We start from the raw sequence: 20,069 nt of genomic DNA on the forward strand, positions 1-20,069 counted from the left end.
GCGGCGGTGCAGGCACTGGCCGGCACCGCCCCCGCCCCGACGCCGGGCGCGGCCATCGGACCCAGCGGGAAACCGCCGTCGGATGCCTCGCTCGGCTTTTTTGCTATTCGCCGGTATCGCGCCGCATGTGCGTGCCGGCCAAAAAGGTTTGAGCCACCATGGCAAAACGTGACTATTACGAAGTGCTCGGGGTAGGCAAGAACGCGAGCGACGACGAGATCAAGAAGGCTTATCGCAAGCTCGCGATGAAGTACCACCCGGACCGCAATCCGGAAGGCAAGGACGGCAAGATCGCCGAGGAAAAATTCAAGGAGGTCAAAGAGGCCTACGAGATGCTTTCCGACCCGGAGAAGAAGGCGGCCTACGACCAGTATGGCCATGCCGGTGTCGACCCCAATATGGCGGGCGGCTTCGGCGGTGCGCAGGGCTACGGCGGTTTCGCCGAGGCCTTTGGCGACATCTTCGGCGACATTTTCGGCCAGCAGGCCGGTGGCCGTCGCGGCGGCGGCGGCCCGCAGGCCTATCGCGGCGCCGACCTGCGCTACAGCATGGAGATCTCGCTGGAGCAGGCCGCGCACGGCCACGAGGCGCAGATCCGCGTGCCGCACTGGGACGACTGCGACCACTGCCACGGCAACGGCGCGGAGCCGGGCTCGAGCGTGGAAACCTGCCCGACCTGCCACGGCGCGGGCCAGGTGCGCGTGTCGCAGGGCTTCTTCACCATGCAGCAGACCTGCCCGAAGTGCCACGGCAGCGGCAAGTACATCCCCAAGCCGTGCACCAAGTGCCACGGCCAGGGCAAGCTGAAGTCGCAGAAGACGCTGGAAGTGAAGATCCCGGCCGGCATCGACGAAGGCATGCGCATCCGCTCGTCGGGCAACGGCGAGCCGGGTATCAACGGCGGCCCCCCGGGCGACCTGTATGTGGAAGTCCACATCAAGGCGCACCCGATGTTCGAGCGCGACGGCGACGACCTGCACTGCCAGATGCCGATCTCCTTCGCCACCGCGGCGCTGGGCGGCGACCTGGAAGTGCCGACGCTGAGCGGCAAGGCCACCTTCCCGGTGCCTGAAGCCACCCAGTCGGGCAAGACCTTCCGTCTGCGCGGCAAGGGCATCAAGGGCGTGCGTTCCGGCTATCCGGGCGACCTCTATGTGCATGTGAACGTGGAGACGCCGGTCAAGCTGACCGAGGCGCAGAAGGAGATGCTGCGCCAGTTCGACCGCTCGGTGCATGAGGGCGGCTCGCGCCACAGCCCGCAGGAGCAATCCTGGCTGGACAAGGTGAAGAGCTTCTTCAGCTGACCGGGTTTGCAGTATCGGACCGGCCACGTGCGAGCGTGGCCGGTTTTGTTTTTGGCGCGCGATAATGCCAAGGTTGTCCCCACCGCCCCTTTCCTGACGATTTCCCCGTGGTAGCCAGCATCCAGCCCCCGCCCTCTCCCCCGGCCCCTCTCCCGCAAGCGGGCGAGGGGAGCACCCAGCCAGGGGGAGGAGATGTCTTCGTCCTTCTCGACGACGCCACGGCCCCGGCGGCGCAAGCCGCATCACGCCTCTACACCGGCTTCATCCGTGAAGACGTCTTGCCCGCCGGCAGCGACATCGCGCAACTCGACACCATGCTTGCCGAAGGCTGGCGCCAGGGCTGGCATGCCACCCTGTTTGCCCCCTACGAATTCGGCGGCGCGCTGGTCGATGCCCCGGTGCACACCGGCAACGCGATGCCGTTCCACGACGGCGCGCTGCGCCTGCTGTGGTTCCGCAACCTGCGCCGGCTCGATGCCGCGGCGGTCACGGCGTGGCTGCAGGCGAAAGCCGACCCCAGGCCGGCGGGCCTGATGGACGTGGCCTCCGATACCTCCCGCGAGGCATTCGACGATGCCATCGCCCGCATCCACCAGTGGATCGAAGCCGGCGACACCTACCAGGTCAACTACACCCAGCGCCTGCACTTCGATGCCTTTGGCGACCCGGTGGCGCTGTATGCCGCGCTGCGCGCCGCGCAGCCGGTGCCGTATGGCGTGCTGGCCAGCCTGCCGGATCGTGCCACGGTGCTGTCGCTGTCGCCCGAGCTGTTCGTGCGCCACGACGGCCAGGGCCACATGCTGACCCGGCCGATGAAGGGCACCGCGCCGCGCTCGGGCGATGCCGTGCGCGATGCGCAGGCCGCCGCCGCGCTGGCCGCCGATGCCAAGAACCGCGCCGAGAACGTGATGATCGTCGACCTGCTGCGCAACGACCTGGGGCGCATCGCGCAGCCGGGCAGCGTGGCGGTGCCGGAGCGCTTTGCGGTGCAGCCGTTTGGCGCGGTGCTGCAGATGACCTCTACCGTCACCGCGACGGCGCGGCCCGGCACGCGCTTTGGCGCGCTGATGGCGGCGCTGTTCCCGTGCGGCTCCATCACCGGCGCGCCCAAGCGGCGCACCATGCAGATCATTGCCGAACTGGAAGGCACGCCGCGCGGGCTGTACACCGGGGCGATCGGCTGGATCGATGCGCCAACCGACGAAGGCACCGCGGGACCGTTCGCGCTGTCGGTGGCAATCCGCACGCTGGTACTGGCGCCTCTCGCGGATACCGGCCTGCGCGCGGGTGAAATGGGCGTGGGCGGCGGCATCGTCCATGACAGCGTCGCGGCGGAGGAGTTCGATGAATGCGGCTGGAAGGCGCGTTTCCTGACGCGGCACGATCCCGGTTTTACGCTGTTCGAAACCATGCGCGTGCAGGACGGCGAGTGCCTTTACCTGGCGCGGCATCTTGCGCGCATTGGCGCTTCGGCACATACGTTCGGCTTCGCTTTCGATGCCGATGCGGCACGCAACGCGGTGGCCGCGCAGGTAGCGCAGCTGGGCGCGGGGACATGGCGCCTGCGTATGAGCGTGGACAAGCGCGGCGCGCTCGCATTTGCCAGCGGCGCGGTGGCACCGATGCCGGCCGGTCCGGTCAGGATCGATATCGCCCCCGAGCCACTACCCGCCGCCGATCCGCTGCGCCGCCACAAGACCAGCGCGCGCGCAGTGTTCGATGCGGGCTGGCAGGCCGCCGAGCGTGCCGGTGGCTTTGACCTGCTGTTCTTCAACACGCGCGGTGAACTGCTGGAAGGCGGGCGCAGCTCGGTCTTCGTCCGTATCGATGGCCGCTGGCTGACGCCGCCGCTGTCGGCTGACATCCTGCCCGGCGTGATGCGCGCGGTGGCGCTGGACGAGGGAGGGGCGGCCCTGGGCGCCCCCGGCGAAGTGGTGACGGAAGCGGTGATCACGCGCGCGATGCTCGCGCGCGCCGAGGCCATCGTCCTGGTCAACGCCTTGCGCGGCGCGATGCCGGCGACGCTGAGTCAGTAAGCCTGAAGACTAAGGGTGGTGCGTGTCCAGGACGCCGTCGCCCAGCTTCCAGCGCACCACGCCCGGCAGGTTGATCAGCTCGCGGTCGTGGCAGATCATCACCACGGTGCGGCCTTCGGCGGCCAGGTCGCCGACCAGCCCAATCACCTGTTCGCGCGCATGGCCGTCCAGGCTCGAGGTAGGCTCATCCAGCAGCAGCAACTCCGGCTCCAGCACCTTGGCGCGCGCCAGCGCCACGCGCTGGATCTCGCCGCCTGACAGGTATTCGGGCGCGGTGTCCTGCAGGTGCGACACGCCGGCCCAGCCCAGCGCCTCGCCCACGCGGCGGGCGATCTCGTCGCGCGGCATCCCGCGTGCGTGCAGGCCGTAGGCGATGTTCTCGCGCACTGAGGTGCGGAACAGGTACGGATGCTGGTGCAGGTAGGCAATGCGCTGGCGCAACGCCGGCGGCAGCGGGGAGAGGGGGGCGTCGTGCGCCTGGCCGTGCGCGTCGGTCCACTGCGCGCTGGCGCCGGGTGCCGGCTCCAGCCCGGCCAGCATGCGCAGCAGCGTGGTCTTGCCGGCGCCGTTCATGCCGGTCAGCACGATCGCGGTGGCGCGCGGGATCACCAGCCTGTCGATGGCAAAGAGCTTGCGCAGGCCGATGGTGCGCGCCAGCCCTCGCACGGTCAGCAGCGGGCTGTGGTCATGGGCAACTGAGGGGGTCATCGGCGGAAGCCTCCGGCACCCTGCAGCCAGGCCATGCCGATATTGACCAGCAGCGCCAGCGCCACCAGCACGATGCCCAGCGCAATGCCCTGGGCGAACTCGCCCTTGCTGGTTTCCAGCGCAATGGCCGTGGTGATGGTGCGGGTCGAGCCTTCGATATTGCCGCCGATCATCAGGGCCGAGCCGACTTCGGCAATCACGCGCCCGAAGCCGGCGACCACTGCCGCCATCAGCCCGAAGCGCAGCTCGCGGATCACGGTCAGGAAGGTGCGCCAGCGGCCTGCGCCCAGCACCCAGGCGGTCTCGCGCAGGCGCACGTCGGCGCCCTGCAGGGTCGACAGCGCAAACGCCAGCACCACCGGGAAGCCGATCACAGCCTGCCCCAGCACCATGCCCGCCGGCGTGAACAGCAGGTGCAGGCTGCCCAGCGGGCCCTGGCGCGTCAGCAGCAGGTAGAGGACCAGCCCGACCAGCACGGTCGGGAACGACAGGAAAGCCTGCGCCACCACCACCACCGCACGCCGGCCCGGGAACTGCCGGGTGGCGATCAGCCAGGCCGCGGCGATCGCCGGCACCGTGGCCAGCGCCAGTCCCAGCACCGCCACCATCAGCGAGGTCCAGACGATGAACCACAGGCCAGCGTCGCCGCTGGCCAGCAGGCGGAAGGCGTCGGCGGTGGCGGTGCCGATCTCCACCGGCTCAGGCGGAGAAGGTGTGCTCGGCGGCGGGGAAGCTGCCGTCCTTGACGGCGGCCACGTAGGCGCGCACGGCTGCCTCGATCGAGGTCTGGCCGTCCATGAAGTTGCGCACGAACTTGGCCTTGCGGCCCGGGTAGACATTGAGCATGTCCTGCAGCACCAGCACCTGGCCTGAGCAGTCCGCGCCCGCGCCGATGCCGATGGTGGGGACCGTCAGCGATTGCGTGATCTCGCCGGCCAGCGCCGCGGGCACCGCCTCCATCAGCACCACCTGCGCGCCGGCGGCCTGCAGCGCCAGCGCGTCGCGCTTGAGCTGGGCCGCGCCGGCGTTGGTCTTGCCCTGCACCTTGAAGCCGCCCAGCGCGTGCACCGACTGCGGCGTCAGGCCGATATGCGCGCATACCGGGATGCTGCGCTCGACCAGGAACTTGACGATGGGCGCCAGCCAGTCGCCGCCTTCGAGCTTGACCATCTGCGCGCCGGCCTTCATCAGCGTGACCGCGCTGGCAAACGCGGCCTCAGGCGTGGGATAGGTGCCGAACGGCAGGTCCGTCAGCAGCAGCGAGGTCTGGTTGCCGCGCGCCGCGCATTCGGTGTGGTAGGCCATCTGTTCCAGCGTGACCGGCAGCGTGGTCTGCTGGCCCTGCATCACATTGCCCAGCGAATCGCCGACCAGGATCATTTCCACGCCGCAGTAGTCGAGCAGCGCGGCGAAGCTGGAGTCGTACGCGGTCAGCATGGCGATTTTCTCGCCGGCGTCACGCATCGCCTGCAGTTTGGGAATCGTGATGGTCTTGCGGGAGGGATCGAGGAGGTAGCTCATGGCAGTGCCCATATAGGACGGCTTTGCCGGTGCCGGGAGGGCCGCCCGCACGGCAACGACAGCCGTCGTTATTGTGTTGGGTCTGGCAGGCGTGGCCTGTCAGGGCGCAGCGAGATTGAGAAAGGCCTTGCGGCCGCGCATGTTTTCGATGCGCGACAGTAGTGTACGGAAATCGTCATCATTGTCCACCGGATTGAAGTGGGCGGTGTCGACCACCATCACCGGGGCGTCGTCGTACCGGTGGAACAATTCGCCGTAGGCGCCGGCCAGGCGCTGCAGGTAGTGTTCGTCGATGCCGGCCTCGCCGGGCTCGCCGCGGCGCACGATGCGCTCGCGCAGGAGCGACGGGGTGGCCTGCAGCACGATCACCAGGTCGGCGCGCTGCGGCGGCAGGTCAAGGCGTGCGGCGATGGCGTCGTAGAGCGCCAGTTCGTCGTCGGACAGCGTCAGCGCCGCGTGCAGCCGGTCCTTGGCCATCAGGAAATTGGTGACCATGCGCTGTCCGGCCAGCACCCCCGCCTGCCATTGCTGCAGTTGCACCGCGCGCTGGGTCAGGCACCACAGCTGCAGCGCCAGCGCATGGCGCGCGGGATCGCGGTAGAAGGGTTCGAGGAAGGGGCTGCGGCGTGCGCTGTCGGGCAGCTCCTGGGCCTGCAGCGTGCGCGCCAGGCGCTGGGCCAGCGAGGTCTTGCCGGATCCGACGGGGCCTTCGACGACGATGCGGCGCAGGTGATCGAGCATGGCGCTCCGGGCTTCAGTGGGGTGGAAGGCTGCGCCGCGGGCGCAGCCGGGCGGGATCAGCCAGGGCTGCCGCCATCGCCGGTCTCGCCAGCGGCGGCCTGCATGCGCAGGCACTTGCAGGTGGACACCTTCTCGATACGCTGCGCGCCCACGCCGGCCAGGTAGTCGGCGGCGCGTCCGCGCCCGGGGATGGCCAGCGCGGCGTCCAGCTCCAGCAGCGGCACCAGCGTGAAGGCGCGCTCGGTCAGGCGCGGATGCGGCACCGTCAGGTGCTCGTGGTCGTGCTGCTCGTCGCCGAACAGCAGCAGGTCCAGGTCCAGCGTGCGCGGCGCGTTGCGGAACGGCCGCTCGCGGCCGAACTGGTCTTCGATGTGGTGGCAGATGCGCAGGAGCTGCGCCGCGGTGAACGAGGTCTGCACCTTGACCACCGCGTTGTAGTAGTCGTCGCCGCCGGCATCGACCGGGGCGGTGCGGTAGAGCGATGAGCGCGCCAGCACCGTGATGCCGACCTGCTGGGCCAGACACACGATGGCGTCCTTGATGGCCTGGCGGGCATCGCCAAGATTGGCCCCGATGCCGATGAAGGCAAGCGTCATTTAGGTTTCCTCCGGCTGGCCGGGGCCGGCATGTGCTGCCTCGCCCGCGTCCGTGTCGCTCCGGGAAGACACTTTATCCGATTTCCGCGGACCGCGCCGGCGGCGCTTCTTGCGTGCCGGGCCTTCGCCCTCGGCGCCCTGGCCACCCTGACTGCCATGACCGCCTTGACCACCAGGGCCGCGCGCGCTGCGTACCGCGTCGATCAGGTCCTCGCGCTCGCCCGGGTCGGCGTCCTGGAAGTCCTGCCACCAGGCGGCCAGTTCCTCGGGCAGCTCGCCCGACTGGCAGCGCAGGTGCAGGAAGTCGAAGCCGGCACGGAAGCGCGGCGACTCCAGCAGCCGGAACGGCATGCGGCCCACGCGCTTTTCAAAGCGCGGCTGCATGCCCCAGATATCGCGCATGTCGGTGACAAAGCGGCGCTGGATCGCCAGCTGGCCGGTCTGCTTTTCCAGCACCATGTCCATGGCGGTGTTCAGCGCGGCGATGGCGTGCTCGCCCTCCTCGCGCAGCCTGGTCCAGCGCTGCAGCACGTGGTGCCACAGCAGCGCGGCGAACAGGAAGCCCGGCGAGACCGGCTTGCCGGCCTGCACGCGGCGGTCGGTGTTGTCCAGCGCCAGCTGCACGAAGCGCTGGCCCATGGGCTGCTCCAGCGCCACGTCCAGCAGCGGCAGCAGGCCCTGGTGCAGGCCGGCCTTGCGCAGCTCCTGCAGCGAGGCCCAGGCGTGGCCGGACATCAGCAGCTTGAGCATCTCGTCGAACAGGCGCGCGCTGGGCACGTTGTGGATCAGCGACGCCAGGCCGGCGATCGGGTGGCGCGTGGCCTCGTCGATGTCGAAGCTGGTCTTGGCGGCGAAGCGCACCACGCGCAGCATCCGGATCGGGTCTTCGCGGTAGCGCGTGACCGGGTCGCCGATCATGCGCAGCGTGCGCGCGCGGATGTCTTCCATGCCGTGATGGTAGTCATGCACGGTCTGCGCGGCCGGGTCGTAGTACATCGCGTTGATGGTGAAGTCGCGGCGTTCCGCGTCTTCGGCCTGCGAGCCCCACACGTTGTCGCGCAGCACCCGGCCCGAGGCATCGATCGCATGGGTCTTGCTGTCGAGCTCGGCGCGCTTGAGGCGGCGGCCTTCGGGCAGCGTTTCGCTGGCGATGGCGTCGACCAGCGCGCGGAAGGTCGAGACCTCGATGATTTCCTGCTCGCGCCCGCCGTAGAAGGTCACGTGCACGATCTGGAAGCGCCTGCCGATGATGCGCGAGCGCCGGAACAGCGCCTGCACCTGGTCGGGCGTGGCGTTGGTCGCGACGTCAAAATCCTTGGGCTTGATGCCGAGCAGCAGGTCGCGCACCGCGCCGCCCACGATGTAGGCCTGGTAGCCGGCCTGCTGCAGCGTGGAGGTGACCTTGACGGCATTGCGCGACAGCAGCGCGGGGTCGATCTGGTGTTCGTCGGCGCCGACGATGCGCGGCGTATGGGCGCGGCCGGTGCGGCGCAGCTTGGGGCTGGGTTTGCCCAGCAGCCGGGTAATGAGCTTCTTGATCACGTCAGAACAGATCCATGATGCGCCAGCCGGCCGCGGCGGCGTGGTGGCGCAGGCGATCGTCCGGGTTGGTGGCGATCGGCTCGGAGACTTTTTCCAGCAAGGGCAGGTCGTTGGCCGAGTCGCTGTAGAAGGTGGTAGTTTCGAAGTGGTCCCACTGCGCGCCCTGGCTCCTGAGCCAGGATTCGACGCGGGTGATCTTGCCTTCGCGGAAGCTGGGCACGCCGTGGACCTCGCCGGTGAACTGGCTTTCCGGCTTGCCGTCGATGGTGGCGGGCTCGGTGGCGATCAGGTGCTTGATGCCGAAGGCCGCGGCAATCGGCGCGGTGACAAAGCTGTTGGTGGCGGTCACCACGGCGCACAGGTCGCCGGCTTCCAGGTGCTTGTAGACCAGCGCGCGCGCCTGCGGCGTGATCACCGGGTCGATCACCTCGTGCATGAAGCGCACCCGCATGGCATCGAGCCGGTCGCGCGGGTTGGCCGCCAGCGGCGCCAGCGCAAAGCGCAGGAAGGCCTGGATATCGAGGGTGCCGGCTTTGTAGTGGCCGTAGAACTCGTCGTTCTTCTGCCGGTAGGTTTCCTCGTCGACGACGCCCAGGCGGACCAGGAAGCGGCCCCATTCATGGTCGCTGTCGGTCGGGATCAGGGTGTGGTCGAGGTCAAAGAGTGCCAGATTCATGGGCGGCGATTTTACCTTAAGGCGAGAGGTCGGGCGGGCAGGCAGGCAGGCGCCGGGGCCGCATTGGGTGCGGTATGGGCGCCGATCCGGCGCTAATCCCGGAATTCAGCAAACATTTCACGCAGCAGCGGCAGCGTCACCGGCCGCTTGCGTTCCAGCGAGTAGGTGTCGAGCGCGTCCAGCAGCGCCATCAGGCTTGGCATGTCGCGGTAATGCCGCGTCACCAGCCAGTGCGTAATCTCCGGCGACAGCTGCAGGCCGCGCTCGCGTGCCGCATGCAGCACAGCGGCCTTCTTGTCGTCGTCCGACAGCGGCGCGACCTGGTACACCAGGCCCCAGCCCAGGCGCGTGCGCAGGTCTTCGCGCACCGGCATCGCGCGCGGGGCCAGGCCGCCGGCCACCACCAGCGCGGTGCGCACGTGGGCGCGCACCTCGTTGTAGAGCGAAAACACCGCGATCTGGCGCGCTTCATCCAGCAGCTCGACGTCATCGACGGTGTAGAGCTGGCACCACGGGTCGAACAGGAAGTCCGACAGCGGGTGGTGTGGGCTCAGGTAGCGGCTGCGGATGCCGTGCTGCGGCCCGGCCTCACATAGCGCGTGCAGCAGGTGGGTACGGCCGCAGCCGACCTCGCCCCACAGGTAGACCAGCCGGTCGCTGGCGTGCTCCTGGGCGAGCGCGGCGGGCAGTTCGCGCAGGCGCTGCACCGCTTCGCGGTTGGATGCCACCACGAAATTCTCGAAGGTCGAAGGCGGCGGGCTGCCCAGCTCGAGCGACAGTTGCTTGGGACGCGGGGACATGACGTATGGCTAACTTGCGGGTGTGGGCAGCAGTGGGGCAGCCGTTATTTTCGGTACAGGTCGCTGGCCAGGTAAACCCGCCGCAGCTGCCGCGCACCGACCAGCAGCACGGCACAGGTCGGCAGCGCCAGCAGCACGCCGAAGAAGCCGAACAGCTGGCCGAAGGCGAGCAGCGCGAAGATCACCACCAGCGGGTGCAGGCCGATGCGTTCGCCCACCAGGCGCGGGGTCAGGTAAAAGCTCTCGATAAACTGGCCGAAGCCGTAGACCACCGCCACCGCGGCCAGCCCGTACCAGTTGCCGAACTGCAGCAGCGCGGCCAGGATCGCCATGACCAGCCCGACACCAAAGCCAATATACGGGATAAACACCGCCAGTCCCGTGAAGACCCCGACCGGCACGCCGATATCGAAGCCGGCGATGGTCAGACCGATCGAGTAGATCGCCGCCAGGATCACCATCACCAGGATCTGGCCGCGCAGGTATTGCGACAGCAGCGCGTCGGTCTCGTTGGTCAGTTCGCGCACCTTGGGCACCCAGCGGCGCGGCACCACGCCCTCGATGCGGCGCATCACCATGTGCCAGTCCATCATCAGGTAGAACATGACGATGGGCACGATAAAGACGATGCCGGCCACCGTGATCAGCGCCGAGCCCGACATCTTGACGTAGTTCAGCAACACCACCAGCAGGTCTTCCGGGCTGGCCGAGAAGCGGTCCGACAGCATGTTGCGCAGGCCCGGGAAGTCAAAGCGGATGCGCACGCCGAACTCCGCCAGCCGGGGCGAGACCACGGAGTTGAGCTTCTTCAGCAGGATCGGCAACTGTTCGCGGATCTGCGGGATCTCGCGTTGCAGCACCGCGATTGCCAGCAGTACCAGCATCACGCAGATCACCGTCAGCAGCAGGATCATCAGCGTCACGCCGACTGCGCGCGGCACCCGGCGGCGCTGCAGCCAGTCCACGCCCGGGTTCAGGACATAGGCGAAGATGAACGCGAACAGGAACGGCGTCAGCACCGGCGCCAGCGCGATGATGGCGGCGAACAGCGCGACGGCCACGACGACCCAGAGCAGGATACGCTTGGCCTCTTGGTTCAACAGCGGGGCATTCATCAATAGTTGGGAAGGACGGGCGACTGCGCCGTTTGCGGCGGAATCTCGCCGGAAACTGGAAGCGGGGGGCCTCTATCCGTTAAAATTGCAATTCTACTGGACTCGCGCCCGCGTTCCGATGCCAAGCAACGGAAGCCGCGGTGGCCCGAGCGCCGGATTCCTCACTTTATTTCCTCCAGGACAAGCAGGTTCCCATGAGCGCATCCCCGACCGCCGGCCAGGCAGGCCTTTCCTACCGCGACGCCGGTGTTGATATCGATGCCGGCGACGCACTGGTCGACCGCATCAAGCCGTTTGCCAAGCGCACCATGCGCGAAGGCGTGATGGCGGGCATCGGCGGGTTCGGTGCGCTGTTCGAACTGTCGAAGAAGTTCCAGGAGCCGGTGCTGGTATCGGGCACCGACGGCGTGGGCACCAAGCTCAAGCTTGCGTTCCAGCTCAACCGCCATGACACCGTCGGCCAGGACCTGGTCGCCATGAGCGTCAACGACATCCTGGTGCAGGGTGCCGAGCCGTTGTTCTTCCTCGACTACTTCGCCTGCGGCAAGCTGGACGTGGACACCGCCGCCACCGTGATCCAGGGCATCGCCCGCGGTTGCGAACTGGCCGGCTGCGCCCTGATCGGCGGCGAAACCGCCGAAATGCCCAGCATGTACCCGGACGGCGAATACGACCTGGCCGGCTTTGCCGTCGGTGCGGTCGAAAAGAAGAAGATCATCGACGGCAGCACCATCACCCCGGGCGACGTGGTGCTGGGCCTGGCTTCGTCGGGCGCGCACTCCAACGGTTACTCGCTGGTGCGCAAGATCATCGAAGTGGCCAGGCCGGACCTGAACGCCGACTTCCACGGCCAGCGCCTGCAGGACGCGATCATGGCGCCGACGCGCATCTACGTGAAGCCGCTGCTGTCGCTGATCGAAACCCTGCCGGTCAAGGGCATGGCCCATATCACCGGCGGCGGCCTGACCGAGAATGTGCCGCGCGTGCTGGCGCAGGACGTCACCGCCGTGCTCAAGCGCGATGCCTGGACGCTGCCGCCGCTGTTCCAGTGGCTGCAGGCGCAGGGCCGCGTGGCCGACGACGAAATGCACCGCGTGTTCAACTGCGGCATCGGCATGGTCGTGATCGTGGCCAAGGAAGACGCTGAACGCGCCATCCGCCACCTGCAAGCGGCCGGCGAGGCCGTGTGGCAGATCGGTGAGATCCGCGAACGCGCCGAGGGCGAGGCGCAGACCATCGTGGTCTGACGACACCGAAGCCTTCCGGCAAGAACGGCGCATGCCTTAGGGCATGCGCTTTTTTTTTTCGTCCTGCGTACGGCTCATAAGGGTTTACCCAAAGGCTCACACCCGCTTTGTGCCCTGCGCTGGCCGAGTCCCGTTTTCGTGCATCGCACCAAAATCCAGCATGCATCTGCACCAAGTCTGATAAACAATATTTTGCTTGATTGTATGGCGGTTTATCGCCTAATGTACTGAGCAAAGACGCAGCACACGTATGCCGCGTCCGGAGACAACGCCTCCGCGCGATGCCGGCAACCACCGGCGGCGCTGGGGGCAGGCCAGGACCATTGGAGGATCCACCATGCAAGCAGTCAGCATCGACGCAGCGGCAAAAGGCGCGTCGGCCCAGAAGCAGTCCGTCGCGCGCGTCGCGGGGGCCAGCCTCGCCGGCACCACGCTCGAGTTCTACGACCACTTCATCTACGGATCGGCCGCCGCGCTGGTCTTCCCCAAGCTGTTCTTCCCGCAGAGCGACCCGCTGACCGCGACGCTGCTGTCCTTTGCCAGCTACGGCGTTGCCTTCGTGGCGCGGCCGCTGGGCGCGGCGATCTTCGGCCACTTCGGCGACAAGATGGGGCGCAAGTCCATCCTGATCATTACGCTGCTGATGATGGGCCTGGCCACCTTCGGTATCGGCCTGCTGCCGACCTATGCCGCCGCGGGCGCGCTGGCGCCGGTGCTGCTGGTGCTGCTGCGCGTGGTGCAGGGCCTGGCGCTGGGCGGCGAATGGGGCGGGGCGGCGATCATGGTCAACGAGCTCGACCCTGAAGGGAAAAGGCGCGGCATCCTCGGCAGCCTGGTGCAGCTCGCCGCGCCGATCGGCCTGCTGCTTGCCAACGGCGTATTCGCGCTGGTGACCTGGCAGGTCTCGGAAGAAGCCTTCCTGAGCTGGGGCTGGCGCGTGCCGTTCCTGCTGTCGGCGCTGCTGGTGGGCGTTGGGCTCTACATCCGCTCCAACGTGCGTGAGTCCGGCATGTTCGAGAAGCTGGAGGAATCCCACGCCGAAGCGCGCGCGCCGATCATGGAAGTGCTGCGCAACTACAAGAAGCAGCTGCTGATCGCCTTTGGCGCGCGGCTGGGCGGCGATATCGCCTTCTACGTGTTCACGCTGTTCCTGCTGTACTTCGTGCCGACCAAGCTGGGCCTGCCCAAGAGCATCGCGCTCAATGCCGTGCTGCTGGGTGCGGTGGCGCAGATCCTGTTCATCCCGGTGGCCGGTTACCTGGCCGACCGCATCGGGCGTCGCCCGGTGCTGATGATCGGCGGCATCGGCGGTGCGGTGTGGGCCTTTGTCTTCTTCACGCTGGTCAAGACCGGCAGCCCGGCTTTGATCATGCTGGCCTCGTTCGTCGGCATGGTGCTGGTGTCGTTCATGTTCTCGCCGCTGGCGTCGTTCCTGCCGGAGCTGTTCGCCACCCGGGTGCGCGTGACCGGTGCCTCGCTCGGCTTCCAGTTCGCCGGTGTGTTCGGCGGCGCGCTGGCCCCGCTGATCGCGGTGGGCCTGCTCGACCGCTTCGGCAGCACCGCGCCCGTTGCGCTGTACCTGGCGGCGGTGTGCGCGCTGATCGCAATCGCCGCGGCGGCCGCGCGGGAAACCAATCGCATGCACCTGTCCGACGCGGACCGCTGAATGCGGACCACGGTGAGCGGCAGTAACAATCTTCTCGTGAGCAGTATCGTGAAACAGTTCGACCTGATCATCCGCAACGGCACCGTCGTGACCGCCAGCGACACCATGCAGTGCGATATCGGCATCGCCGGCGGGCGCATCGTACAGCTCGGCCACGACCTGGGCGAGGCCGCGCAGACCATCGACGCCAGCGGCAAGCTGGTCTTGCCGGGCGGCGTCGATGCGCACTGCCACCTGGACCAGCCGATGCCGGACGGCCTCAGGATGGCTGACGACTTCGGCACCGGCTCGGTGTCGGCGGCCTGCGGCGGAACCACTACCGTGATCCCGTTCGCCGCGCAGGAGAAGGGCCATTCGCTGCGCGCCGCGGTGAACGACTACCACCAGCGCGCCGATGGCAAGGCTGTGGTCGACTACGCCTTCCACCTGATCGTGGCCGATCCTACCGAGGCGGTGCTGCAGGACGAACTGCCGGGGCTGATCCGCGAGGGCTATTCGTCGTTCAAGGTCTACATGACCTACGACGACCTCAAGCTGAACGACCGCGAGATCCTTGAGGTGCTGTCGGTGGCGCGCCAGGAGGGCGCGCTGGTGATGGTGCACGCCGAGAATTCGGACTGCATCGCCTGGCTGACCGAGAAGCTGGAAGCGGCGGGCAACACCGCGCCGAAGTTTCACGCGCTGGCCCGGCCGATGGCGATCGAGCGCGAGGCCACGCACCGCGCCATCACGTTCTCGGAGCTGGTCGACGTGCCGATCCTGATCGTCCATGTATCGGGCAAGGAAGCGGTGGAGCAGATCCGCTGGGCGCGCAACCGCGGTATGAAGATCTTTGCCGAGACCTGCCCGCAGTACCTGTTCCTGACTGCCGAAGACCTCGACCAGCCCGGCTACCACGGCGCCAAGTGCGTGTGCAGCCCGCCGCCGCGCGACCGCAGCAACCAGGAAGTGATCTGGGACGGCCTGGCCGACGGCCTCTTCACCATTTTCTCGTCCGACCATGCACCGTTCCGCTACGAAGACGCGCAGGGCAAGAAGCCTGGCGGCAAGGAAGTCCCGTTCCAGTACATCCCCAACGGCATCCCCGGCCTGGAAACGCGGCTGCCGCTGCTGTTCTCGGCTGGCGTGGTGGGCGGCCGCATCTCGGTCAACCAGTTCGTCGCGCTGACCTCGACCAACCCCGCCAAGCTCTACGGCCTGCATCCGCGCAAGGGCACCATTGCCATCGGCGCCGATGCCGACCTGGCGATCTGGGATCCGCAGCGTGAAGTGACGATCCGCAACGCCGACCTGCATCATGCTGTCGACTACACCCCGTATGAAGGCCTGCGCGTGACCGGCTGGCCGGTGACCACGCTGGTGCGCGGCAAGGTGGTGGCGCATGAGGGCGAGGTGCTGGCCGAGGCCGGCCACGGCCAGTTCCTGCCGTGCGGCCTGCCGGAGATGGCCAGGCCGCGCTATCGCACCTCGGGCGGCAGCCTGTGACGGCAGCCTTGCCAATGCTTTGACTGAAACGACTGACATGGAACTGACCAACCGCCTGGACGCCACCACTATCGCGGCCCGCGTCGCCGCGGGCCGCCTCGATCCCGCCGAGGTGGTCGCCGCCTTCCAGGCTCGCATCGCGGCGCGCAATGACCAGCTCAACGCCGTGTTCGAGCAGCGCCAGGAGCTGGTCGATGCCGACCTGGCGCAGCTGCGCGCGCGCCTGGCGCAGGGCGAGCGCCCGCTGCTGGCGGGCGTGCCGGTGATCGTCAAGGACGTGATCTGGAGCCAGGGCCGCCGCGTCACGCAGGGTTCGCAGCTGTATCGCGACTTCATTGCGCCCGCCGACGCGATCGCGGTCGAGCGCCTGCGCCAGGCCGGCGCGATCGTGCTCGGCATGGGCAATACCTCGGAGTTCGCCTGCAAGGGCCTGACCACCAACAAGGTCTACGGGCTGACGCGCCATCCGCTCGATGCCACGCTGACCGCGGGCGGCTCGTCTGGCGGCTGCGCGGTGGCGGTGGCGGCCGGCATGGCGCCGCTGGCGCTGGGCACCGACGGCGGCGGTTCCAGCCGGCGCCCGCCCGCGCATGCCGGCGTGGTCGGCTTCAAGCCTTCCTACGGCGCGATTCCCGATTCGGTCGGCTTTCCCCATGCCTTCAACGGCATCCAGGTGATTGCGCCGATCACGCGCACGGTGGCCGATGCCGAGCTGATGTTCGAGGCGTTGGCCGGCGCCGATCCGCGCGATCCCGATACGCTGGGCTTCTCGCTTGGCGCCGCGCGCCCGCTGCATACGCTGAAGATCGCGGTCAGCCCGCGCCTGGGCCTGGACACGCCGGTCGACGACGATGTCGCGCAGGCCTTCGAGCAGGCCGTGGCCCGGCTGCAGGGCGCGGGCCTGACCATCGAGCGTGCCGACCCGGCCTGGCCAAAGGGCGCCGACGAGGCCGCGCTGATGCCGCTGCAGCATGTCGGCCTGGCCAATCTCTACGGCGAGGCCTGGCGCCGCGACCCGGAGCTGTTCGATCCCGACGTGGCGCGCCAGATCGAGCGCGGGCTGGCCTGGAGCGGCGCCGACGTGGCGCGCGCGCGCGAAGCCAGCCACCAGATCGCGCTGGCCGTGGCCGGGTTCTTTACCCGCTATGACCTGCTGCTGTGCCCGACCACCCCGTGCGTGGCGTGGCGCAACGACCGGCTCGGGCCGGAGCGGATCGGCGGCGTGGCGGTGGAGCCGCGCGCCCATGCGGTGTTCACGCCCTTCTTCAATCATGCGCTGGCGCCGGCCATTTCGGTGCCCTGCGGCCATGGCCGCGACGGGCTGCCGGCGGGCCTGCAGATCGCCGGCCCGCGCGGTGCCGACCGCAACGTGCTGGCCGCGGCCAGGCTGGCCGAAAGCGTGCTGGCGCCGCTGCTCAACCCTGCCGGATAACCGTCATGCGAATCCTTGTCCTGAATCCCAATACCAGCGAAGGCATCACCGCGCGGCTGATGGCGGCGGCCACCGAGGCCGCGGCCCCCGGCACCGAGCTGGTGCCGCTGACCGCCAGCCGCGGCGTGCCCTATATCGCCACGCGCGCCGAGGCGCAGATCGGCGGCGCCATCGCGCTGGAGATGCTGGCCGAGCACCATGGCCAGTTCGACGCGGCCATCATCGCGGCCTTCGGCGACCCCGGCCTGATGGGCGCGCGCGAACTGTTCGACCTGCCGGTGGTGGGCATGGCCGAGGCGGCGATGCTGTCGGCCTGCATGCTGGGCCGGCGCTTTGCCATCGTGACCTTTGCGCGGGCGCTGGGGCCCTGGTATGAGGAGTGCGTGGACATGCATGGCCTGCGCAGCCGGCTGGCCGGCATCCGCATGCTGGACGGCAGCTTTGCCTCGGTGTCGGACGTCCAGGAAGAGAAGGAAGCCGTGCTGGTGGAACTGGCCAACCGCGCCGTGGCGGAGGATGAAGCCGATGTGGTGATCCTGGCCGGCGCGCCGCTGGCCGGCCTGGCCGCGCGCGTGCGCGACCGCATTCCGGTGCCGGTGGTCGACCAGATGGCCGCCGCCGTCAAGCAGGCCGAGGCGCTGGTCGCGCTGCAGCCGCGCAAGGCCACCGCGGGCACGTTCCGCCGCCCGGATGCCAAGCCCACGCTGGGTTTGCCCGCGGCGCTGGCAGCGCGCATCGAGCACCGCTAAGCCACTTCGCCGCCGATGACGCCGCGGCTCAGACCGCGGCGAACACCGCTTCGAGATCGACCTTTTCCTCAGCCGGCAGCTCCAGCCGCAGCGTGCTTTCGACATGGCCGAGGTGCTCCGCCATCAGCCGCGCGGCGCGCTCGCCGTCGCCGGCTTCCAGCGCATCGACGATGTCGTCGTGTTCATGGTGCGGGCACGACGGCACCCCCGGTGCGTCATAGAGCGCGATGATCAGGCAGGTCAGCGAGCACAGCTCGCGCATGTACTTGCCCAGGTACTGGTTGCCGGTCATTTCCGCCAGCTTGCAGTGGAACTCGCCCGACAGCCGGATGATGGCGCGGCGGTCGTTGCTGTCGCGCGCCTGCGCTTCCTGGCGCGTGGTTTCGCGCAGCGCGCGCACCCCCGGCGCGCCAATGGCGCCGGCCAGGTCGCGCACCAGCGCGGGTTCCAGCAGGTGGCGTGAATGCAGCACCTGGCGCGCTTCGGCCACGCTCGGGCTGGAGACGAAGGTGCCGCGGTTGGGATGGACCGTCAGCACGCCTTCATGCGCCAGCTTGGCAAAGGCCAGCCGTACCTTGGTGCGGCTCACGCCGAACACGCCGCCCAGCTTTTCCTCGACCAGCTTGGTACCCGGCGGCAGCCGGTGCTCCCAGATCGCGGTCAGGATGCGGTCGGCGATTGCCTCGACCGACGCGCCGCGCGCGCTGTCCGTGTCGGTCTCATTGATACCGTCGGTGGCGGGCAGGTCGGCTTTGGTTTGTGGCATGGCGGTTGGCGTTGGCGGCCCGGAAAAAAAAGACAGTCGGTGTCGTTATTGTATGGCGGCTTGCCATCAAGTGTATAACAGCGGCGTCGGACCGGTTGCCGTTCTTACTTCGCGCCGAGCTTGTCCAGCGCCTCGCCGGTCACGCGGCAGATGCGCCAGTCGGGCAGCACGTCCGCACCCATGGCCTCGTAGAAGTCGATCGACGGCTGGTTCCAGTCCAGCACCGACCATTCGAAGCGGCCACAGCCGCGCTCGACCGCCAGCGCCGCGAGGTGCTTGAGCAGCGCCTTGCCCAGGCCGTGGCCGCGCCAGGCCGGATCGACATAGAGGTCTTCCAGGTACAGGCCGGGCCTGGCCAGGAAGGTTGAGAAATTGTGGAAGAAGAGGGCAAAGCCGACGGCTTGCCGGCCGCCATCGGTGTCGACTTCGACCAGCACCGCTTCGGCATGCGGCGTGGCGCCGAACAGTGCATCCTGGATCTTCTGCGGCGTGGCTTCGACAATATGCGTCAGCTTTTCGTATTCGGCCAGCGCCAGGATCAGGTTGAACAGCGTCTCGCTGTCGGCGGCGGTGGCGGGGCGGAGCGTGAAGGCGGGCTTGGACATGCTGGGTCGGCTCTCCGGCAAACAGGAATTCGGAATTATCGCCTGTGCGTCACTTGCCGCGCCAGCTTGCATGCAATCGGGTCAGTGCCCGAAGTCCGCCAGCCTGCGCACCTGGTCGACATACCCGGGCGCCAGGCAATCCACCACCAGCCGCTCGGGCGTGCTGCGCAGCCAGGTCAGCTGGCGCTTGCACAGCTGGCGCGTGGCGGCGATGCCGCGCTCGCGCATGGTGGCAAAGTCTGCGTCGCCGTCCAGGTACTCCCATACCTGCCGGTAGCCGACGCAGCGGATCGACGGCAAGCCCGGATGCAGGTCGCCGCGCCGGCGCAGCCGCTCGACTTCCTCGATAAAGCCGTTGGCCAGCATCGCGTCATAACGCTGAGCGATGCGCGCGTGCAGCGCCAGGCGGTCCGATGGCTCCAGCGCAATCACGCGGAAGCGCTGGTCCGCCGCGCCGGCAAAGGTGCGCCCCTCGGCCTGGCGCGCCAGCAGTGCCGACATCGGCTGGCCGGACAGGCGGTGGATCTCCAGCGCGCGCTGGATGCGCTGCGCGTCATTGGGCGCGAGCCGCGCCGCGGTGACCGGGTCGACCTCGGCCAGCATCGCATGCAGCGCCGGCCAGCCGCGCTCGGCGGCAAGCTGGTCCAGCTCCGCGCGCAGCGCGGCATCGGCCTGGGGCAGGTCATTGAGCCCCTGCGTCAGTGCCTTGTAGTAGAGCATGGTGCCGCCGACGATCAGCGGCACATGGCCGCGCGCGCGGATCTGTGCGATCAGCCGTTCGGCATCGGTGACGAACTGCGCCGCGGAGTAGCTGTCGGCCGGGTCGATGATGTCGATCAGGTGGTGCGGCGCGGCTGCAAGTTCTTCGCGCGTGGGCTTGGCGGTGCCGATATCCATCTCGCGGTACACCAGCGCCGAATCCAGGCTGATGATCTCCACCGGCGCGTCGGCCGCCAGCGCCAGCGCGGCCGCGGTCTTGCCCGAGGCGGTGGGGCCGAGCAGGCAGACCACGGGCGGATGCGTGGCGGAATCGTGGGGTACGGCGGACATCGAAAGCCTTGGATGAATCGTGGGGCGAGC

The 20,069-nt window shown here is 68.5% G+C and carries 19 protein-coding genes; 7 read left to right on the plus strand and 12 right to left on the minus strand.

Features of this window, described 5'->3' with window-relative positions; all coding sequences use genetic code 11:
- The first annotated feature begins 158 nt into the window (after positions 1–158).
- Positions 159–1,304: a molecular chaperone DnaJ gene (dnaJ, locus tag I6H87_RS10400; RefSeq protein ID WP_010815033.1), complete on the plus strand. Its 1,146-nt coding sequence runs from the start codon at positions 159–161 to the stop codon at positions 1,302–1,304.
- Between the two features lie 107 nt (positions 1,305–1,411).
- The gene (gene pabB / locus I6H87_RS10405; protein ID WP_011615983.1) at positions 1,412–3,340 is read left to right on the plus strand and encodes an aminodeoxychorismate synthase component I; all 1,929 of its coding nucleotides are present in this window, start codon (positions 1,412–1,414) and stop codon (positions 3,338–3,340) included.
- A 9-nt stretch (positions 3,341–3,349) separates the two neighbouring features.
- Here pabB and I6H87_RS10410 read toward each other — a convergent pair whose 3' ends face one another.
- From I6H87_RS10410 to I6H87_RS10450, 9 genes are all read right to left on the minus strand, one after another.
- The gene (locus tag I6H87_RS10410) at positions 3,350–4,048 is read right to left on the minus strand and encodes an ATP-binding cassette domain-containing protein (RefSeq protein WP_010815031.1); all 699 of its coding nucleotides are present in this window, start codon (positions 4,046–4,048) and stop codon (positions 3,350–3,352) included.
- Positions 4,045–4,743 (minus strand): ABC transporter permease, encoded by a 699-nt coding sequence (locus I6H87_RS10415; protein WP_010815030.1) that lies wholly within the window; start codon positions 4,741–4,743, stop codon positions 4,045–4,047. Before I6H87_RS10415 ends, I6H87_RS10410 begins: the two co-directional genes overlap by 4 nt.
- 4 nt (positions 4,744–4,747) lie before the next feature.
- Positions 4,748–5,569 carry a 3-methyl-2-oxobutanoate hydroxymethyltransferase gene (panB, locus tag I6H87_RS10420; RefSeq protein ID WP_010815029.1) on the minus strand — a complete coding sequence of 274 codons (822 nt, stop codon included), beginning with the start codon at positions 5,567–5,569 and terminating at the stop codon, positions 4,748–4,750.
- A gap of 99 nt (positions 5,570–5,668) precedes the next feature.
- On the minus strand, positions 5,669–6,310 hold the full coding sequence (locus I6H87_RS10425; protein ID WP_010815028.1) for a deoxynucleoside kinase: 642 nt from the start codon (positions 6,308–6,310) through the stop codon (positions 5,669–5,671).
- Positions 6,311–6,366: 56 nt separating this feature from the next.
- Positions 6,367–6,906 (minus strand): 2-amino-4-hydroxy-6-hydroxymethyldihydropteridine diphosphokinase, encoded by a 540-nt coding sequence (folK, locus tag I6H87_RS10430; protein WP_010815027.1) that lies wholly within the window; start codon positions 6,904–6,906, stop codon positions 6,367–6,369.
- Positions 6,907–8,448 (minus strand): polynucleotide adenylyltransferase PcnB, encoded by a 1,542-nt coding sequence (gene pcnB, locus I6H87_RS10435; RefSeq protein ID WP_011615981.1) that lies wholly within the window; start codon positions 8,446–8,448, stop codon positions 6,907–6,909.
- A gap of 1 nt (position 8,449) precedes the next feature.
- Complete coding sequence (locus I6H87_RS10440; protein ID WP_058697802.1) at positions 8,450–9,124, minus strand: histidinol-phosphatase; 675 nt, start codon at positions 9,122–9,124, stop codon at positions 8,450–8,452.
- 92 nt (positions 9,125–9,216) lie between these two features.
- Complete coding sequence (gene hda, locus I6H87_RS10445; RefSeq protein WP_010815024.1) at positions 9,217–9,924, minus strand: DnaA regulatory inactivator Hda; 708 nt, start codon at positions 9,922–9,924, stop codon at positions 9,217–9,219.
- Positions 9,925–9,968: 44 nt separating this feature from the next.
- Entirely contained in the window at positions 9,969–11,039 is a 1,071-nt protein-coding gene (locus I6H87_RS10450) for an AI-2E family transporter (RefSeq protein ID WP_010815023.1), read from the minus strand.
- A gap of 194 nt (positions 11,040–11,233) precedes the next feature.
- Between I6H87_RS10450 and purM the strand changes: the two genes are divergently transcribed.
- From purM to I6H87_RS10475, 5 genes are all read left to right on the plus strand, one after another.
- On the plus strand, positions 11,234–12,286 hold the full coding sequence (purM, locus tag I6H87_RS10455) for a phosphoribosylformylglycinamidine cyclo-ligase (RefSeq protein WP_011615979.1): 1,053 nt from the start codon (positions 11,234–11,236) through the stop codon (positions 12,284–12,286).
- Positions 12,287–12,623: 337 nt separating this feature from the next.
- On the plus strand, positions 12,624–13,952 hold the full coding sequence (locus I6H87_RS10460; RefSeq protein ID WP_010815021.1) for an MFS transporter: 1,329 nt from the start codon (positions 12,624–12,626) through the stop codon (positions 13,950–13,952).
- A gap of 48 nt (positions 13,953–14,000) precedes the next feature.
- Positions 14,001–15,437: a dihydropyrimidinase gene (gene hydA, locus I6H87_RS10465; protein ID WP_041687507.1), complete on the plus strand. Its 1,437-nt coding sequence runs from the start codon at positions 14,001–14,003 to the stop codon at positions 15,435–15,437.
- 37 nt (positions 15,438–15,474) lie between these two features.
- The gene (locus I6H87_RS10470; protein WP_011615977.1) at positions 15,475–16,869 is read left to right on the plus strand and encodes an amidase; all 1,395 of its coding nucleotides are present in this window, start codon (positions 15,475–15,477) and stop codon (positions 16,867–16,869) included.
- A gap of 5 nt (positions 16,870–16,874) precedes the next feature.
- A complete protein-coding gene (locus tag I6H87_RS10475) occupies positions 16,875–17,618 on the plus strand; it encodes an aspartate/glutamate racemase family protein (protein WP_010815018.1) in 744 nt (247 codons plus the stop codon).
- Between the two features lie 28 nt (positions 17,619–17,646).
- Here I6H87_RS10475 and I6H87_RS10480 read toward each other — a convergent pair whose 3' ends face one another.
- The 3 genes from I6H87_RS10480 to miaA form a co-directional block, all read right to left on the minus strand.
- Positions 17,647–18,384 carry a GntR family transcriptional regulator gene (locus I6H87_RS10480; RefSeq protein WP_010815017.1) on the minus strand — a complete coding sequence of 246 codons (738 nt, stop codon included), beginning with the start codon at positions 18,382–18,384 and terminating at the stop codon, positions 17,647–17,649.
- Between the two features lie 104 nt (positions 18,385–18,488).
- Entirely contained in the window at positions 18,489–18,989 is a 501-nt protein-coding gene (locus I6H87_RS10485) for a GNAT family N-acetyltransferase (RefSeq protein WP_011615976.1), read from the minus strand.
- Between the two features lie 81 nt (positions 18,990–19,070).
- The gene (miaA, locus tag I6H87_RS10490) at positions 19,071–20,039 is read right to left on the minus strand and encodes a tRNA (adenosine(37)-N6)-dimethylallyltransferase MiaA (protein WP_010815015.1); all 969 of its coding nucleotides are present in this window, start codon (positions 20,037–20,039) and stop codon (positions 19,071–19,073) included.
- Positions 20,040–20,069: the final 30 nt, after the last annotated feature.

The organism is Cupriavidus necator, from assembly GCF_016127575.1.
GTDB classification, from domain to species: Bacteria; Pseudomonadota; Gammaproteobacteria; order Burkholderiales; family Burkholderiaceae; genus Cupriavidus; species Cupriavidus necator_D.

Excerpts from the sequence above, each read along its gene's own strand:
- I6H87_RS10460 (WP_010815021.1), top strand. The coding sequence starts at position 12,624 with ATGCAAGCAGTCAGCATCGACGCAGCGGCAAAAGGCGCGTCGGCCCAG.
- dnaJ (WP_010815033.1), top strand. The coding sequence starts at position 159 with ATGGCAAAACGTGACTATTACGAAGTGCTCGGGGTAGGCAAGAACGCG.
- I6H87_RS10480 (WP_010815017.1), bottom strand. The coding sequence starts at position 18,384 with ATGCCACAAACCAAAGCCGACCTGCCCGCCACCGACGGTATCAATGAG.
- I6H87_RS10440 (WP_058697802.1), bottom strand. The coding sequence starts at position 9,124 with ATGAATCTGGCACTCTTTGACCTCGACCACACCCTGATCCCGACCGAC.
- purM (WP_011615979.1), top strand. The coding sequence starts at position 11,234 with ATGAGCGCATCCCCGACCGCCGGCCAGGCAGGCCTTTCCTACCGCGAC.
- panB (WP_010815029.1), bottom strand. The coding sequence starts at position 5,569 with ATGAGCTACCTCCTCGATCCCTCCCGCAAGACCATCACGATTCCCAAA.
- I6H87_RS10425 (WP_010815028.1), bottom strand. The coding sequence starts at position 6,310 with ATGCTCGATCACCTGCGCCGCATCGTCGTCGAAGGCCCCGTCGGATCC.
- I6H87_RS10470 (WP_011615977.1), top strand. The coding sequence starts at position 15,475 with ATGGAACTGACCAACCGCCTGGACGCCACCACTATCGCGGCCCGCGTC.
- I6H87_RS10450 (WP_010815023.1), bottom strand. The coding sequence starts at position 11,039 with ATGAATGCCCCGCTGTTGAACCAAGAGGCCAAGCGTATCCTGCTCTGG.
- miaA (WP_010815015.1), bottom strand. The coding sequence starts at position 20,039 with ATGTCCGCCGTACCCCACGATTCCGCCACGCATCCGCCCGTGGTCTGC.
- I6H87_RS10475 (WP_010815018.1), top strand. The coding sequence starts at position 16,875 with ATGCGAATCCTTGTCCTGAATCCCAATACCAGCGAAGGCATCACCGCG.
- I6H87_RS10485 (WP_011615976.1), bottom strand. The coding sequence starts at position 18,989 with ATGTCCAAGCCCGCCTTCACGCTCCGCCCCGCCACCGCCGCCGACAGC.
- I6H87_RS10410 (WP_010815031.1), bottom strand. The coding sequence starts at position 4,048 with ATGACCCCCTCAGTTGCCCATGACCACAGCCCGCTGCTGACCGTGCGA.
- folK (WP_010815027.1), bottom strand. The coding sequence starts at position 6,906 with ATGACGCTTGCCTTCATCGGCATCGGGGCCAATCTTGGCGATGCCCGC.
- hda (WP_010815024.1), bottom strand. The coding sequence starts at position 9,924 with ATGTCCCCGCGTCCCAAGCAACTGTCGCTCGAGCTGGGCAGCCCGCCG.